Raw genomic sequence first — 17,297 nt, forward strand, 5'->3', positions numbered from 1 at the left:
ATTCACCCCTGAGGCGAAAATAACGTCCTGGGAACCCAGAAATGGCTCGGTAGCCGCTGCTGGCGCAGTCTGCTCAGGTGTTCAAGGTACTCCCGACGTGGGGTTTCGACGGCGCCCAGCGAAGCTGTATGGCTATTTAATACCTGGCAGTCGATTAATTTTCCGCCCTGACGGATAAATTCAGTGCAAAAAACAAGCAGTGCGGTTTTGGACGCATTTTCCTGACGGCTGAACATTGATTCGCCACAAAATAGCGTACCTTGCGCCACGCCATACATACCGCCCACTAACTCATTTTGTCGCCATACTTCAATGGAGTGCGCATGGCCCAGCTCGTGCAGGCGATGGTAGGCGTCGACTACATCATGCGTTATCCAGGTGCCTTCTTCCCGGTTGTTCGCGCAGCCTTCAATCACCTGACCGAACGCGTAATTGAGCGTCACGCGATAAGGCGAGTTTTTATGAAAACGTTTCATGCTGCGGCTGAGATGAAATTTCTCGGGCCAAAGAATGGCGCGTGGATCGGGCGACCACCAAAGAATGGGGTCGCCAGGTGAAAACCACGGGAAAATTCCGCGCTGGTAGGCCATTAACAGTCGGGCTGGACTGAGATCGCCGCCAAGCGCCAACAAACCGTTAGGCTCGCGTAAAGCGCCTTCCGGTGAAGGGAAGGCTATAGAATGGCGGGACAATTGCACCAGGCGCATGACAGCGAAACTCCACTACGCGAGTTTGATCGTTCAATAATAGCTTACAGACGTTGCTTAAACTGGTAATAACGCCCCTGCCGGGCTAACAAATCTGCGTGATTACCTTGCTCAATAATGTGTCCGTTGTCCATCACTATTATTTGATCAAAACGTGACAAGCCGCGCAGACGATGTGTCACCATCAGTACGGTTTTATCGCGCATGACATCGCCAATTAATTCAAGCATTTGGCTTTCTGTTGTGGCATCAAGCCCTTCGGTCGGTTCATCCAGCAGCATCAGTGGGGCATCGTGCAATAAGGCGCGGGCGATAGCCAGACGACGGAGTTCGCCGCCAGAAAGCTGACGACCGCCTTCGCCTAACCAGGCATTGAGTCCATCACCCTCTAGCAGTTTGTCCAGACCGACGCGGCACAGCATTGCGGATAATGTGTCATCACTGGCGTGCGGTGCTGCCAGCAGCAGGTTATCACGCAGCGTCGCGCTGAACAGGTGCACGCGCTGTGGCACGACGCTGATGCTCTGGCGCAGCGTGGCTTCACTGAGGGCTGAAATCGGCTGCTCATTAATCAGAATTTCGCCGTGCTGCGGATCCCATGCGCGGGTCAGCAATTGTAGTAACGTTGACTTACCGCAGCCGGTGCGACCGAGAATCGCAATGTGTTCACCGGGCTGAGCCTGCAGCGAAAGGGTGTCGAGCGCTTTTTGTGCTTGCCCCGGATAGCTGAATGAAACATCGCGTAGCGTGAGAGTGACCTGCTCAGAAACTGGAGAACTGGCATCCGGGAAGGTGACTTCTGGCTGCTGTTCGGTCAGTTCGGTGATGCGCAGCGCAGAGGCAATAACCTGTCCGAGATGCTGAAACGCGCCGGTGACGGGTGCTAATGCTTCAAACGCGGCCAGCGCACAGAAGACAAACAGCGCGATCAGCGCGCCAGGCTGGGTATTGCCACCCACGCCGCCGGAGGCCATCCATAACATCACAACCACTGCCAGTGCGCCGACTAACAGCATGACCGCCTGTGATAGCGCCGTTAATTCAGACTGACGTCGTTGGGCTTCATGCCACTGCAACTCGGTGGCTTCCATTTGGGCGCGGTAACGTTCACTGGCGCCAAAAATGGTCAGTTCAGCCTGGCCCTGCAGCCAGGATGTTAACTGCTGGCGATACTGCCCACGTAAATGCGTCAAGCTTTGCCCGGTGCTTTTACCTGCCTGATAAAAGAGTGGGGGCAGGATAAATAAGGTCAGCAGCATAATACCGCCGAGAGTGATAGCCAGCGTGAAATCGAGAACGCTTAGCCCCAGCGTGACCACCATGATGACGACAAAAGCGCCCACAAGCGGGGAGAGCACGCGCAAATAGAGATGATCGAGCGTGTCGACATCTGCCACTACTCGGTTAAGCAATTCACCTTGTCCATAACGGGACAGGCCAGCAGGGGAGAGCGGCAGCAGTTTGCTGAAGGTATAAATACGCAAATGTTGCAGCACGCGGAACGTCGCATCGTGGCTGACCAGCCGCTCGAAATAGCGGCCCGCGGTTCGGGTGATTGCCGCACCGCGTACCCCGGCAGCAGGGAGCATATAGTTAAAACTGTAAATTCCGGTGACACCCACCACAGCAGAAGCCGACAGGAACCAGCCGGAAAGCGTCAGCAAACCAATACTTGCCAGCAGTGTGACGATCGCCAGAACGATCCCCAGGGTTAACATCCATTTGTGACGTTTATACAGCGTCAGATAAGGTAGCAAAGCGCGCATTTAGATGTCCTCCTGACGATGAGCCAGTAATGTCGCAAACGCCCCGTTGGCTGCGCTAAGTTCGGCATAAGTGCCTTGTTCAACGATCTGTCCGTCCTGCATTACCCAGATAACGTCCCAGTCGGCAAGATCTTCAAGTTGGTGTGTCACCATCAGAGTGGTCTGGCGGCGTGACGCTGCTTTCAACGCCTGCATCACGCGTTGTTCGCTGTGTGCATCAAGGCTGGCGGCGGGCTCGTCAAGCAGCAACAACTGACATGGATTGAGTAAGGCGCGAGCCACGGCAACGCGCTGCGCTTGTCCGACAGAAAGTCGAGCAGCCTGATCGCCTACTGGTGTATCCACACCCTGTGGCAGAAGTGGTAAAAACTCACTTACCCAGGCGCTGTCGAGTGCGGCCTGCAACTGTTCTTCGCTGGCATCGGGGCGAGCGAGAAGCACGTTATCGCGTAACGTGGCGGCAGGGAGCTGCGGATTTTGTCCAACCCAGGACAGCTGTTTGCGCCAGCAATCAGGCGACAGGTCGCGCAGCTCAAAGCCGTTAATCCGCAGCGAACCCTGATAAGAGAGAAAACCGGACAGGACATTGAGCAACGAACTTTTGCCGGAACCGCTGCGGCCAACCAGCACCGCGCGTTGGCCCGCTGGCAGGGTAAAGTTGAGCGGACCTGCAAGCACTTTACCTTCCGGCGAGGTGATGACCAGATCTTCTGCTTCAATTGAAACTGCGTCTTTTGTTGTCAGCTCAATATCGCCACGCTCAGGATGTGCAAGCGGGGTTTCCATGAAGGTTTTCAGACTATCCGCGGCACCAACGGCTTGCGCTTTGGCGTGATAAAACGTGCCCAGATCGCGCAGGGGCTGGAAAAATTCCGGCGCCAGAATGAGCGCGAGGAAGCCAGCAGCCAATGTGACGCCTGTCCCGTAGTGACCAAAATCGAGTTCACCGAGGTAGGAAAAACCGAAGTAAACCGCGACCAGTGCGATGGACAGGGAGGTAAAGAACTCAAGGACACCGGATGACAGAAACGCCAGGCGCAGGACTTCCATGGTGCGCTGGCGGAAATCTTGTGACGCTGCGCGGATGCTTTCTGTTTCAGCTTCACCGCGACCAAAGATTCTTAGCGTCTCCATACCCCGCAGGCGATCGAGAAAATGGCCACTGAGGCGAGCAAGAGCCTGAAAATTGCGGCGGTTAGCGTCGGCTGCACCCATACCAACCATCGCCATAAACAACGGGATCAGCGGGGCAGTTCCAAGCAGAATAAGGGCGGCTACCCAGTTTGACGGGAATACCGCTGCCACGATCAATAAGGGGACGCATACGGCCAGCGCCATTTGCGGCAGATAACGTGCATAGTAATCATGCATGTCATCAATCTGTTCCAGGATTAGCGTAGCCCAGCTCCCGGCTGGTTTGCCTTGTATCCAGGCGGGACCTGCTTGTTGCAGACGGTCAAGCACCTGGCGGCGAATCTCAAAGCGGATATGTTGGCCAGCATGAAACCCGACGCGTTCGCGTAACCAGACGACCCATGCTCGCAGGATGAAAATCAATACCAGCACAATGAAAGGGAGCAGAAGCGCCTCTCTGGGGATATTGTCCATGATCATATGGTCGAGAATTCGGGCCATGAGCCAGGCCTGAGCGACAATTAACAGGCCGCTCACGAACCCCAACAGGCGTGAAATGTTCAGCCATCGTTGGGAAATTACACTTTGCTGTTTTAACCAGCGGGTCAGCTCTTTTTGACGGGTTTTATTCATTGCACGCTTAGCAGGTGAGTTATTGGAATTTTTGGGCAGGACAATGTTACAACGAGGCAAAAATAAAGGCGACTTATAGTCGCCTTTTTTACTTTTGTTACTGATTTGTAAAACTTATTTGCAAGCGTCTGCCAGACCGTCGAGATAACGCTCTGCGTCAAGCGCAGCCATGCAACCGGTGCCTGCTGAAGTGATCGCCTGGCGATAAATATGGTCCATCACGTCACCGGCGGCGAATACACCCGGAATGCTGGTTTGGGTGGCGTTACCATGAATACCGGACTGAACTTTGATGTAGCCATTTTCCAGTTCAAGCTGACCGTCAAAAATGGCGGTATTCGGGCTGTGGCCGATAGCGACAAACAACCCTGCAACGTCAAGTGACTCGACGTTGTCAGTGTTTTGCGTATCGCGCAGGCGCAGTCCGGTTACGCCCATTTGATCGCCGGTCACTTCTTCCAGTGTGCGGTGGGTATGCAGCACGATGTTGCCGTTTTCGACTTTATCCATCAAACGCTTGATCAGGATTTTCTCGGCGCGGAAGCTGTCGCGACGGTGAATCAAATGCACTTCAGATGCGATATTCGCCAGGTACAGCGCTTCTTCAACAGCGGTGTTGCCGCCGCCGATCACCGCAACTTTTTGGTTACGGTAGAAGAAACCGTCGCAGGTCGCGCAGGCGGAAACGCCACGGCCTTTGAAGGCTTCTTCTGAAGGCAGACCCAGGTAGCGTGCTGACGCACCGGTGGCGATGATCAGTGCGTCACAGGTGTATTCACCGCTGTCGCCGGTCAGACGGAAAGGGCGGTTTTGCAGATCAACTTTGCTGATATGATCAAAAATAATTTCAGTTTCAAATTTGGTCGCATGTTCGTGCATGCGTTCCATCAGCAATGGGCCTGTGAGATCGTGCGGATCGCCAGGCCAGTTCTCCACTTCTGTTGTTGTGGTCAACTGACCACCTTTTTCCATACCGGTAATCAGTACCGGTTGCAGGTTCGCGCGTGCAGCGTAGACCGCAGCGGTATACCCCGCAGGGCCAGAGCCCAGAATAAGAAGTTTACTGTGTTTGGTTGTGCCCATGAGATCCCCATAGTTGTTAGCAGGCAATGAGCAGGATTGTAGGGAATTTACAGGCGTAAAAAAAGAGTATGGCGATTTTGTTAACAATATGTGTAATAGCGGGAACCGATGAACGGCAGAATTAGTCGTAATACTATAACGATTTCTACTTAAAATCGGTCAGTTATAAGGTGATAAAATGACGATTTTCCATCACTGCGAATGAATAACTGGCATGTTGTACTAAAAATCGATGTTTTGCTTTGACAATCCCCTGCTGTTTTGCGAAAACATTCAAGGAAGAAAAAAACTGTGTCATGTATGTGCTGCATAATCATGCATGTAGATACCATGTTTACCGTGTTAGCGAAATCTACGCATGGTGTGGACAGATGCCATTCGTGATGTCGATAGCCGCCGACAGGCAACGGTCTTCTCACCATAAACCCAGACATTGCGAACCGAAAATCCCTCTGGGTTGCGGTTTATCTTGATGGGTAGCGACTCTGAACAGTGATGTTGGTAGAGTCAGGCAGGAGTAGGGAAGGAATACAGAGAGACAATAATAATGGTAGATAGTAAGAAGCGCCCTGGCAAAGATCTCGACCGTATCGATCGTAACATTCTTAATGAGCTGCAAAAGGATGGGCGTATTTCTAACGTCGAGCTTTCTAAACGTGTGGGACTTTCACCAACGCCCTGCCTTGAGCGTGTGCGTCGGTTGGAAAGACAGGGTTTTATTCAGGGCTATACAGCGCTGTTAAACCCGCATTATCTGGATGCATCACTTCTGGTTTTTGTTGAGATTACTCTGAATCGTGGCGCCCCGGATGTGTTTGAACAATTTAACTCTGCAGTACAAAAACTTGAAGAAATTCAAGAGTGTCATTTGGTTTCCGGTGATTTCGACTATTTGCTGAAAACACGCGTACCGGATATGTCGGCATACCGTAAGCTGTTGGGGGAAACCCTGCTGCGTCTGCCTGGCGTGAATGACACACGTACTTATGTAGTAATGGAAGAAGTCAAACAGAGCAATCGTCTGGTAATTAAGACGCGCTAACACGGAACAGGTGCAAAATCGACGCAGTTTGATTACACTCCTGTTAATCCATACAGCAACAGTGCCGGGGCAACCCGGTGCTGTTGTCCGTTTTAGCATCGGGCAGGAAAAGCCCGAAACCTGGAGAGCCGTTTTTGAGCCAGGAATACACTGAAGACAAAGACGTCACATTGACGAAGTTAAGCAGCGGGCGCCGACTTCTGGAAGCGCTACTGATCCTTATTGCCCTTTTTGCCGTCTGGTTGATGGCTGCCTTACTCAGCTTTAACCCTTCGGATCCCAGTTGGTCGCAAACCGCGTGGCATGAGCCTATCCATAATCTGGGCGGAATACCTGGAGCATGGCTGGCGGACACGCTGTTCTTTATTTTTGGCGTCATGGCCTACACTATCCCCGTCATCATTGTCGGTGGCTGCTGGTTTGCCTGGCGACATCAGGCCAGCGACGAATACGTCGATTATTTTGCCGTCTCGCTGCGCATTATTGGCGTTCTGGCGCTGATTCTCACTTCCTGCGGGCTGGCCGCAATTAACGCCGATGATATCTGGTATTTCGCCTCTGGCGGCGTGATCGGCAGTCTGCTCAGCACCACGCTACAACCATTGCTGCACAGCAGCGGCGGCACGCTGACGTTGTTGTGCATTTGGGCTGCGGGATTAACGCTGTTCACCGGTTGGTCATGGGTGAGCATTGCGGAAAAACTGGGCGGCTGGTTACTCAATATCCTGACGTTTGCCAGCAACCGTACCCGCCGCGACGATACCTGGGTCGATGACGAAGAATATGAAGACGAAGAAGAGTCTGTCGACGCCGCTGATGGCAAACCCCATGAATCGCGCCGGGCTCGTATTCTGCGCGGTGCGTTAGCGCGCCGTAAACGTCTGGCGGAGAAATTTACCAACCCGCTTGGTCGTCATACCGATGCGGCGCTGTTCTCCGGCAAACGCATGGATGATGAAGACGAAATTGAATACAGCGCCCGTGGCGTGGTTGCCGATCCTAATGATGTGCTGTTTTCCGGTAATCGCGCGACGCTGCCTGAATATGACGAACTTGATCCGCTCCTTAACGGCCACTCGGTGACCGAGCCTGTGGCTGCAGCAGCTGCAGCTACAACGGCCGCTCAGGCCTGGAGCGCACCGATTGATCCGTTGCTGCAAACGTCTCCCGTGACCAACACTGTTATGGAGCAACCGGTCCCAACTGTGGCCTGGCAGCCCGTGCCTGGCCCGCAAACCGGTGATGCCGCGATTGCACCAGCGCCTGAAGGTTATCCGCAGCCAGCCCAGTACGCGCAACCTCCGGTGCAGCAGCCGTATGAGCCATGGCAACAGCCGGTTGTGGAGCAGAGTCCGCAGCCGCAATATTACGCACAGCAGCCCGTTGAACCTGTTTATACGCAGCCTGTCGCGCCGCAGCCGGAACCTGTTTATCAGCCGGAGCCCGTGCTGCAACCTGTCTATCAACAGGATCCAACCTCTCAACAGAACGCCGCATTCCAGCAGCCTGCTTATCAGCCGGAGCCTGTGCAGCAACCTGTTTATCAGCAGGATCCAACTTTTCAACAGAGCACTACGTTCCAGCAGCCTGTGGTTGAACAACCAACAGTGGTGGAACCTGAGCCGGTGGTTGAAGAAGTTAAACCGACTCGTCCGCCGCTCTATTACTTTGAAGAAGTCGAAGAGAAACGTGCGCGTGAGCGTGAGCAACTGGCCGCATGGTATCAACCGATCCCAGAACCTGCTCAGGAGCCTGAGCGTGTTAAGCCGTCTACGCCGTCTATGCCGACGACTGCATCCATACCGCCCGTTGAATCTGTTGCTGCCGTTGCACCGCTGGCCGCTGGCGTAAAAAGCGCCGCGTTAGGGGCGAGTGCCGCTGCCGCAGCACCTGTCTTTAGCCTTGCAGGCAGCGGTACGCCGCGTCCGCAGGTGAAAGAGGGCATTGGCCCGCAGTTGCCGCGTCCGAATCGTGTGCGCGTGCCTACTCGTCGTGAGCTGGCTTCATATGGCATAAAACTGCCGTCACAGCGTATGGCTGAAGAGAAAGCGCGCGAAGAGCAGCTTGATACAGATGCGTACAGTGACGATGAAATGGATGCAATGCAGCAGGACGAGCTGGCACGTCAGTTCGCTCAGTCGCAGCAGCATCGTTATGGCGAAGAGTATCAGGACGATACCCACCAGACTGATGACGAAGATTCAGCCGCAGAAGCGGAGCTTGCTCGCCAGTTTGCGTCTTCTCAGCAGCAGCGTTATTCCGGTGAACAGCCTGCCGGAGCGAATCCATTCTCCCTCGATGACTTTGAATTTTCGCCAATGAAAACGCTGGTGGATGAGGGGCCGCATGAGCCGCTGTTTACGCCTGGCGTAATGCCGGAGCCCGCGCCGCAGTACCAGGAACCAGTTGCGCCGCAGCAGCATTATCAGCAACCGGCGCAGCCAGTTGCACCGCAGCAGCACTATCAGCAACCGACACAGCCAGTTGCATCGCAGCAGCACTACCAGCAACCGGTGCAGCCAGTTGCATCGCAGCAGCATTATCAACAGCCAGCGCAGCCAGTTGCACCGCAGCAGCATTATCAGCAGCCAGCGCGGCCTGTTACACCGCCGCCGCAGGATAGTCTGATCCATCCGCTGCTGATGCGTAATGGGGATAGTCGTCCGGCGCACCGTCCAAGCACGCCGCTGCCATCGTTAGATCTGCTCACGCCGCCGCCGAGCGAAGTTGAGCCGATAGATACGTTCGCACTAGAACAAATGGCACGTCTGGTGGAAGCGCGTCTGGCGGATTTCCGCATTAAAGCCGATGTGGTGAACTACTCTCCTGGCCCGGTGATTACCCGCTTTGAGCTTAATCTGGCTCCAGGGGTTAAAGCGGCGCGTATTTCTAACCTGTCACGAGATCTGGCGCGTTCATTGTCGACCGCGGCGGTACGTGTGGTCGAGGTTATTCCAGGCAAACCGTATGTTGGACTGGAGTTACCGAACAAAAAACGTCAAACCGTTTATCTGCGTGAAGTACTGGATAACGCTAAATTCCGTGATAACTCATCTCCGCTGACTGTGGTGCTGGGCAAAGATATTGCAGGCGAACCGGTGGTGGCCGATCTGGCTAAAATGCCGCACCTGCTGGTGGCAGGGACAACCGGTTCCGGTAAGTCTGTTGGGGTGAACGCCATGATCCTCAGCATGCTGTACAAAGCGCAGCCGGAAGACGTTCGCTTTATCATGATTGACCCGAAAATGCTGGAACTTTCTGTTTATGAAGGTATTCCACATCTGCTGACTGAAGTTGTGACCGACATGAAAGATGCCGCCAATGCCTTGCGTTGGAGCGTCAATGAAATGGAACGTCGCTACAAACTGATGTCGGCGCTTGGCGTGCGTAACCTTGCCGGTTATAACGATAAGATTGCTGAAGCCGCCCGTATGGGACGTCCGATTCCAGACCCATACTGGAAGCCGGGCGACAGCATGGATGTTCAGCATCCGGTGCTGGAAAAACTGCCGTATATCGTGGTGTTGGTGGATGAATTCGCTGACCTGATGATGACCGTTGGCAAAAAGGTGGAAGAACTGATCGCTCGTCTGGCGCAAAAAGCGCGTGCGGCGGGGATCCATCTGGTGCTGGCAACCCAGCGACCATCAGTTGACGTTATCACCGGTCTGATTAAAGCGAACATCCCGACGCGTATCGCCTTTACAGTGTCCAGTAAAATTGACTCGCGTACCATCCTTGACCAGGGCGGCGCGGAATCGCTGTTGGGTATGGGTGACATGCTTTATTCTGCACCAAACTCGACGATCCCTGTACGTGTACACGGCGCCTTTGTACGCGATGAAGAAGTTCACGCGGTAGTTCAGGACTGGAAAGCGCGCGGCCGTCCACAATACGTTGATGGCATTACCTCTGACAGCGAAAGCGAAGGCGGCGGTGGCGGCTTTGATGGTGGCGAAGAACTGGATCCGCTGTTCGATCAGGCGGTGAACTTTGTTACTCAGAAACGCAAAGCCTCAATCTCCGGCGTCCAGCGTCAGTTCCGTATCGGTTACAACCGAGCGGCGCGCATCATCGAACAGATGGAAGCGCAGGGAATAGTCAGCGAACAAGGGCATAATGGTAATCGTGAAGTGCTGGCTCCGCCGCCCTTCGAATGATTGCAAAGTTAAGTAATTCAGTATTTTCTACTTTCCTCATGCTGATTTTTGGCCTGAAATGGATAGCAGAGGGATCTCCCCGTTGGGAGTGACGTATTTTGAGGAATAACGATGAAAAGAATCGCAATCACCTGTGCATTACTGTCTAGCTTTGTGGTGAGCAGCGTCTGGGCTGACGCTGCCAGCGACCTGAAAAGCCGTCTGGATAAAGTCAGTAGCTTCCATGCCAGCTTTACTCAGAAGGTCACGGACGGTAGCGGCGCGGCGGTGCAGGAAGGTCAGGGCGACTTATGGGTTAAACGCCCTAATCTGTTTAACTGGCATATGACGCAGCCTGACGAGAGCATCCTGGTTTCCGATGGTAAAACGCTGTGGTTCTTTAACCCGTTTGTTGAGCAGGCGACTGCGACCTGGTTGAAAGACGCCACGGGTAACACTCCGTTTATGCTGATTGCGCGTAACCAGGCCAGCGACTGGCAACAGTACAACATTAAGCAAAACGGCGACGATTTCGTGCTGACGCCAAAAACCAGCAGCGGTAACCTGAAGCAGTTTACTATCAATGTTGGGCGGGACGGGACGATCCACCAGTTTAGTGCCGTTGAGCAAGACGATCAGCGCAGCAGCTATCAGCTGAAATCCCAGCAAAATGGTGCGATTGAACCTTCGAAATTTACCTTTACCCCGCCGCAAGGTGTAACGGTTGACGATCAACGTAAGTAGAGGCGTGTGAGTGAGCAATCTGTCGCTCGACTTTTCTGATAATACCTTTCAGCCACTGGCCGCACGTATGCGGCCAGAAAATTTAGCGCAGTACATCGGCCAGCAGCATCTGCTGGCTGCGGGTAAACCCTTGCCACGCGCCATCGAGGCCGGGCACCTGCACTCCATGATTTTATGGGGGCCGCCGGGGACGGGGAAAACCACGCTTGCCGAAGTTATTGCCCGTTACGCTAACGCCGATGTTGAACGAATTTCGGCAGTTACCTCTGGCGTAAAAGAAATTCGTGAAGCGATTGAGCGTGCGCGTCAGAATCGTAACGCGGGCCGGCGTACGATCCTGTTTGTGGATGAAGTTCACCGTTTTAATAAAAGCCAACAGGATGCGTTTTTACCGCATATTGAAGACGGTACCATCACGTTTATTGGCGCCACCACAGAAAATCCCTCGTTTGAACTGAACTCGGCGCTGCTGTCGCGTGCGCGCGTTTACTTACTGAAGTCGTTAACCACCGACGATATTGAACAGGTGCTGGACCAGGCTATGTCAGACAAAGCGCGGGGTTACGGCGCCCAGGATATCGTTCTGCCTCCAGAGACGCGTCGGGCGATTGCTGAACTGGTGAATGGCGACGCGCGGCGAGCGCTGAATACGCTGGAAATGATGGCCGATATGGCCGAAGTTGATGATTCTGGCAAGCGCGTATTGAAGGCCAAGTTGCTCACTGAAATTGCCGGTGAACGCAGCGCGCGTTTCGATAATAAAGGCGATCGCTTTTACGATCTCATCTCCGCATTACACAAATCGGTTCGCGGCAGCGCCCCGGATGCGGCACTTTATTGGTATGCGCGCATCATTAGTGCAGGTGGTGATCCGCTGTATGTTGCTCGTCGCTGTCTGGCGATTGCCTCTGAAGATGTGGGCAATGCCGACCCTCGCGCCATGCAGGTGGCAATTTCCGCATGGGACTGCTTTACCCGCGTGGGACCCGCGGAAGGTGAACGAGCGATTGCTCAGGCGATTGTTTATCTGGCCTGCGCGCCGAAAAGTAATGCGGTTTACACCGCCTTCAAAGCCGCGCTGGCTGATGCCCGCGAACGTCCGGATTACGACGTGCCGGTCCACCTGCGCAATGCGCCAACTAAGCTGATGAAAGAAATGGGCTATGGTCAGGAGTATCGTTACGCCCATGATGAACCAAATGCCTATGCCGCCGGAGAAGAGTACTTCCCGCAGGAAATGGCACAAACGCGCTATTATCACCCCACAAACAGAGGTCTTGAAGGCAAGATTGGCGAAAAGCTCGCCTGGCTCGCCGGACAGGATCAAAATAGCCCTATAAAACGCTACCGTTAGTGTTATCGTTGCGGTAATGTTGTCTCTGTATCCCTGTGACCGCAGGCTGTGGTCACTTTCTCCTATTTTAATTCGATAAGCACAGGATAAGCATGCTCGATCCCAATCTGCTGCGTAATGAGCCAGACGCAGTCGCAGAAAAACTGGCAAGCCGGGGCTTTAAGCTGGATGTAGATAAGCTGCGCGCTCTTGAAGAGCGTCGTAAAGTTCTGCAGGTACAAACTGAAAACCTGCAGGCAGAGCGTAACTCTCGATCGAAATCCATCGGCCAGGCAAAAGCGCGCGGGGAAGATATCGAGTCTTTACGTCTGGAAGTGAACAAACTGGGCGAAGAGCTGGATGCCGCGAAAGCTGAACTTGATACCTTACAGGCCGAGATCCGCGACATTGCGCTGACCATTCCTAACCTGCCAGCGGACGACGTTCCGGTGGGTAAAGATGAAAATGACAACGTTGAAGTCAGCCGTTGGGGTACTCCGCGTGAGTTTGATTTCGAAGTGCGCGATCACGTTACCTTGGGTGAAATGCACACGGGTCTTGATTTTGCCGCTGCGGTTAAGCTGACCGGCTCTCGTTTCGTCGTGATGAAAGGGCAGATCGCGCGCATGCACCGTGCGCTGTCTCAGTTCATGCTGGATCTGCATACCGAGCAGCATGGTTACAGCGAAAACTACGTTCCGTATCTGGTTAACCATGACACGCTGTACGGAACAGGGCAACTGCCGAAATTTGCTGGCGATCTGTTCCACACCCGTCCGCTGGATGAAGAAGCTGACAGCAGCAACTATGCGCTGATCCCAACGGCAGAAGTTCCGCTGACCAACCTGGTTCGCGACGAAATCATTGACGAAGATGCGCTGCCGATCAAAATGACCGCGCATACGCCGTGCTTCCGTTCTGAAGCAGGTTCTTACGGTCGTGATACCCGTGGTCTGATCCGTATGCACCAGTTCGATAAAGTTGAAATGGTGCAGATCGTTCGCCCGGAAGACTCTATGGACGCGCTGGAAGAAATGACCGGCCATGCCGAGAAGGTTCTTCAGCTGCTGGGCCTGCCGTACCGTAAGATCATCCTGTGCACAGGCGACATGGGCTTCGGCGCATGCAAAACGTACGATCTGGAAGTGTGGATCCCGGCGCAGAACACCTATCGCGAAATCTCCTCTTGCTCCAACGTGTGGGATTTCCAGGCTCGCCGTATGCAGGCGCGTTGCCGCAGCAAATCCGACAAAAAGACCCGTTTAGTACATACGCTGAACGGTTCCGGTCTGGCGGTTGGACGTACGCTGGTTGCGGTGATGGAAAACTATCAGCAGGCTGATGGCCGTATTCAGGTTCCGGAAGTGTTACGCCCGTACATGAATGGCCTGGAATTTATCGGCTAAGCTACCTTTCTTTGCTAAAAAAGCGCCTTAGGGCGCTTTTTTTATGCCCGTTTGACGTCGGACAATAACGCCTACCTCCATAGGAGTAATACTGCCTTCGAATGAAAGTCAGTATTTATCTCTGTCTTTTCGCAAATTCGGTATCTACCAGTCTGTATATCGACATATACGCTATATAAAAATCTACATAACGAGTATTTCTCTTTTGTTTATTGTGAGCAGCAGAGTGAGCCACTATGAAAACTAAGATCCCCGATGCCATGCTGGCAGCTGAGGTTAGTCGCCGAGGTTTGGTGAAAACGACGGCGATAGGCGGACTGGCGGCGGCCAGTAGCGCGTTTACCCTGCCATTTACCCGTATTGCAAATGCTGCAGAAGCCCTTAATCCGACACAGGCCAATGAGAAAGTCATATGGAGCGCGTGTACGGTGAACTGTGGTAGCCGCTGTCCTCTGCGTATGCACGTGGTAGACGGTGAAATAAAGTATGTTGAAACCGACAACACCGGTGATGACAACTATGACGGCTTGCACCAGGTACGCGCCTGTCTGCGTGGTCGCTCCATGCGTCGTCGCGTTTATAATCCCGACCGTCTGAAATACCCGATGAAACGCGTCGGTAAACGTGGTGAAGGGAAATTTGAGCGCATCAGCTGGGATGAAGCCTACGACATCATTGCCAGCAATATGCAGCGTCTTATCAAAGACTACGGCAACGAGTCTATCTACCTGAACTACGGCACAGGTACGCTGGGCGGCACCCTGACACGCTCCTGGCCGCCAGGCAAAACACTGGTGGCACGGTTGATGAACTGCTGTGGCGGCTACCTGAACCACTACGGTGACTACTCTTCAGCGCAAATCGCTGCCGGGTTGAACTACACATACGGCGGCTGGGCAGACGGTAACAGCCCGTCCGACATTGAAAACAGCAAGCTGGTGGTTCTGTTCGGGAATAACCCAGGTGAAACCCGTATGAGCGGGGGTGGGGTAACCTATTACCTTGAACAGGCGCGACAAAAATCCAATGCCCGCATGATTATTATCGATCCTCGTTACACGGATACCGGCGCGGGTCGTGAAGATGAATGGATCCCGATCCGCCCAGGTACCGATGCGGCGCTGGTTAATGGTCTGGCGTATGTGCTGATCACCGAAAACATGATCGATCAACCGTTCCTTGATAAATACTGCGTGGGTTACGACGAGAAAACCTTACCGGCCGACGCACCGAAAAACGGTCACTATAAGGCGTATATTCTTGGGCAGGGCAAAGACGGTATCGCCAAGACCCCGGAATGGGCAGCGCAAATTACCGGTATTCCTGCTGATCGAATCGTCAAACTGGCCCGTGAAATCGGTAGCGCTAAACCGGCATATATCAGTCAGGGGTGGGGACCGCAGCGTCATGCTAACGGTGAAATAGCGACCCGTGCCATTTCTATGCTGGCAATCCTTACCGGTAACGTTGGGATTAACGGCGGCAACAGCGGGGCGCGTGAGGGCTCATACAGTTTGCCGTTTGAACGTATGCCTACGCTGGAAAACCCAGTCGAAACCAGCATCTCTATGTTTATGTGGACGGACGCCATTGAGCGAGGTCCGGAGATGACGGCGCTGCGTGACGGTGTTCGTGGTAAAGATAAACTCGATGTTCCGATTAAGATGATCTGGAACTATGCCGGTAACTGTCTGATTAACCAGCACTCTGATATCAACCGCACACATGAAATCCTACAGGATGATAAGAAGTGCGAGATGATCGTTGTTATCGACTGTCATATGACCTCCTCGGCGAAATACGCGGATATTTTGCTGCCGGACTGCACCGCTTCGGAGCAGATGGACTTCGCACTGGATGCCTCCTGCGGAAATATGTCGTATGTGATTTTCACCGATCAGGCGATCAAACCACGCTTCGAATGCAAGACTATCTACCAGATGACCAGTGAGCTGGCGAAACGCCTTGGTGTTGAGCAGCAGTTTACAGAAGGTCGTACTCAGGAAGAGTGGATGCGTCATCTGTACGAGCAGTCGCGAAAAGCCATTCCTGAACTGCCAACGTTTGAAGAATTCCGCAAGCAGGGGATCTTTAAACAGCGCGACCCACAGGGACATCACGTGGCCTACAAGGCGTTCCGTGAGGATCCTAACGCCAATCCGCTGACCACGCCGTCAGGTAAGATCGAAATTTATTCGCAGCAGCTTGCCGAGATCGCGTCAACCTGGGAACTGCCGGAAGGTGATGTGATTGATCCACTGCCGATTTATACCCCAGGCTTTGAGAGCTTAAACGATCCGCTGGTGGAGAAATTCCCTCTGCAGTTGACCGGCTTCCACTATAAGTCTCGCGTCCACTCGACCTATGGCAACGTGGATGTTCTGAAAGCATCCTGCCGTCAGGAAATGTGGATCAACCCGATGGATGCACAGCGACGCGGCATTAACAACGGCGACAAGGTGCGCATCTTTAACGATCGTGGTGAAGTGCACATCGAGGCGAAAGTAACGCCGCGTATGATGCCTGGCGTGGTGGCATTGGGCGAAGGGGCGTGGTATGACCCGGACGCAAAACGCGTGGACCAGGGCGGTTGTATTAACGTCCTGACGACCCAGCGTCCGTCTCCTCTCGCGAAGGGGAACCCATCACACACGAACCTTGTTCAGGTTGAAAAGGTGTAAGGAGTAACCGATGACAACCCAGTATGGATTTTTTATTGATTCCAGCCGTTGCACCGGTTGCAAAACCTGCGAACTGGCGTGCAAAGATTTCAAAAATTTAACCCCTGAAGTCAGCTTTCGCCGCATTTATGAGTACGCGGGCGGTGACTGGCAGGAAGACAACGGCGTCTGGCATCAGAACGTCTTTGCCTATTACCTCTCCATTGCGTGTAACCACTGTGAAGACCCGGCCTGTACCAAAGTGTGTCCGAGCGGTGCGATGCACAAACGTGAAGATGGCTTTGTCGTTGTCGATGAAGATGTGTGCATCGGCTGTCGCTATTGCCACATGGCCTGTCCTTACGGCGCACCACAGTATAATGCTGACAAAGGACATATGACCAAATGCGATGGTTGCCATGAGCGCGTCGCTGAAGGTAAGAAACCTATTTGCGTCGAGTCTTGTCCACTGCGTGCGCTGGATTTTGGCCCAATTGATGAACTGCGCAAAAAACACGGTACTTTGGCTGCGGTTGCGCCATTGCCGGGCGCGCACTTTACCAAACCGAGCATTGTTATCAAACCTAACGCCAATAGCCGCCCGACCGGCGATACCACAGGTTATCTGGCTAATCCGAAGGAGGTGTAAG

Annotated in this window: 11 protein-coding genes; 7 read left to right on the forward strand and 4 right to left on the reverse strand. The window is 53.7% G+C overall.

The features are described 5' to 3' along the window. Nucleotides 1-2: 2 nt before the first annotated feature. The 4 genes from aat to trxB form a co-directional block, all read right to left on the reverse strand. Complete coding sequence (gene aat, locus OGY71_RS19815; RefSeq protein ID WP_003831883.1) at nucleotides 3-707, reverse strand: leucyl/phenylalanyl-tRNA--protein transferase; 705 nt, start codon at nucleotides 705-707, stop codon at nucleotides 3-5. Nucleotides 708-751: 44 nt separating this feature from the next. After that, nucleotides 752-2,473 (reverse strand): heme ABC transporter ATP-binding protein/permease CydC, encoded by a 1,722-nt coding sequence (cydC, locus tag OGY71_RS19820; protein WP_003831885.1) that lies wholly within the window; start codon nucleotides 2,471-2,473, stop codon nucleotides 752-754. Continuing rightward, entirely contained in the window at nucleotides 2,474-4,240 is a 1,767-nt protein-coding gene (gene cydD / locus OGY71_RS19825) for a heme ABC transporter permease/ATP-binding protein CydD (protein WP_003831887.1), read from the reverse strand. Between the two features lie 114 nt (nucleotides 4,241-4,354). Further along, nucleotides 4,355-5,323 (reverse strand): thioredoxin-disulfide reductase, encoded by a 969-nt coding sequence (gene trxB, locus OGY71_RS19830; RefSeq protein WP_045441247.1) that lies wholly within the window; start codon nucleotides 5,321-5,323, stop codon nucleotides 4,355-4,357. A gap of 547 nt (nucleotides 5,324-5,870) precedes the next feature. On the opposite strand from trxB, the gene lrp reads away from it, so the two are divergent. The 7 genes from lrp to dmsB all read left to right on the forward strand — a co-directional run bounded on the left by lrp (nucleotide 5,871) and on the right by dmsB (nucleotide 17,296). Further along, nucleotides 5,871-6,365: a leucine-responsive transcriptional regulator Lrp gene (gene lrp / locus OGY71_RS19835; protein WP_002439523.1), complete on the forward strand. Its 495-nt coding sequence runs from the start codon at nucleotides 5,871-5,873 to the stop codon at nucleotides 6,363-6,365. 134 nt (nucleotides 6,366-6,499) lie between these two features. After that, nucleotides 6,500-10,525 carry a DNA translocase FtsK gene (gene ftsK / locus OGY71_RS19840; RefSeq protein ID WP_286613570.1) on the forward strand — a complete coding sequence of 1,342 codons (4,026 nt, stop codon included), beginning with the start codon at nucleotides 6,500-6,502 and terminating at the stop codon, nucleotides 10,523-10,525. Nucleotides 10,526-10,636: 111 nt separating this feature from the next. Beyond that, nucleotides 10,637-11,248 carry an outer membrane lipoprotein periplasmic chaperone LolA gene (gene lolA, locus OGY71_RS19845; RefSeq protein WP_003831898.1) on the forward strand — a complete coding sequence of 204 codons (612 nt, stop codon included), beginning with the start codon at nucleotides 10,637-10,639 and terminating at the stop codon, nucleotides 11,246-11,248. 10 nt (nucleotides 11,249-11,258) lie between these two features. Then, the gene (gene rarA, locus OGY71_RS19850) at nucleotides 11,259-12,602 is read left to right on the forward strand and encodes a replication-associated recombination protein RarA (protein WP_063940625.1); all 1,344 of its coding nucleotides are present in this window, start codon (nucleotides 11,259-11,261) and stop codon (nucleotides 12,600-12,602) included. 92 nt (nucleotides 12,603-12,694) lie between these two features. Next, complete coding sequence (gene serS, locus OGY71_RS19855) at nucleotides 12,695-13,987, forward strand: serine--tRNA ligase (protein WP_003831902.1); 1,293 nt, start codon at nucleotides 12,695-12,697, stop codon at nucleotides 13,985-13,987. A gap of 236 nt (nucleotides 13,988-14,223) precedes the next feature. Next, entirely contained in the window at nucleotides 14,224-16,668 is a 2,445-nt protein-coding gene (gene dmsA, locus OGY71_RS19860; protein ID WP_063940624.1) for a dimethylsulfoxide reductase subunit A, read from the forward strand. Nucleotides 16,669-16,678: 10 nt separating this feature from the next. Then, on the forward strand, nucleotides 16,679-17,296 hold the full coding sequence (dmsB, locus tag OGY71_RS19865; RefSeq protein WP_003831905.1) for a dimethylsulfoxide reductase iron-sulfur subunit DmsB: 618 nt from the start codon (nucleotides 16,679-16,681) through the stop codon (nucleotides 17,294-17,296). Nucleotide 17,297: the final 1 nt, after the last annotated feature.

Origin of the sequence: Citrobacter sp. Cpo109 (genome assembly GCF_030332565.1) — a bacterium.
GTDB classification, from domain to species: domain Bacteria; phylum Pseudomonadota; class Gammaproteobacteria; order Enterobacterales; family Enterobacteriaceae; genus Citrobacter; species Citrobacter portucalensis.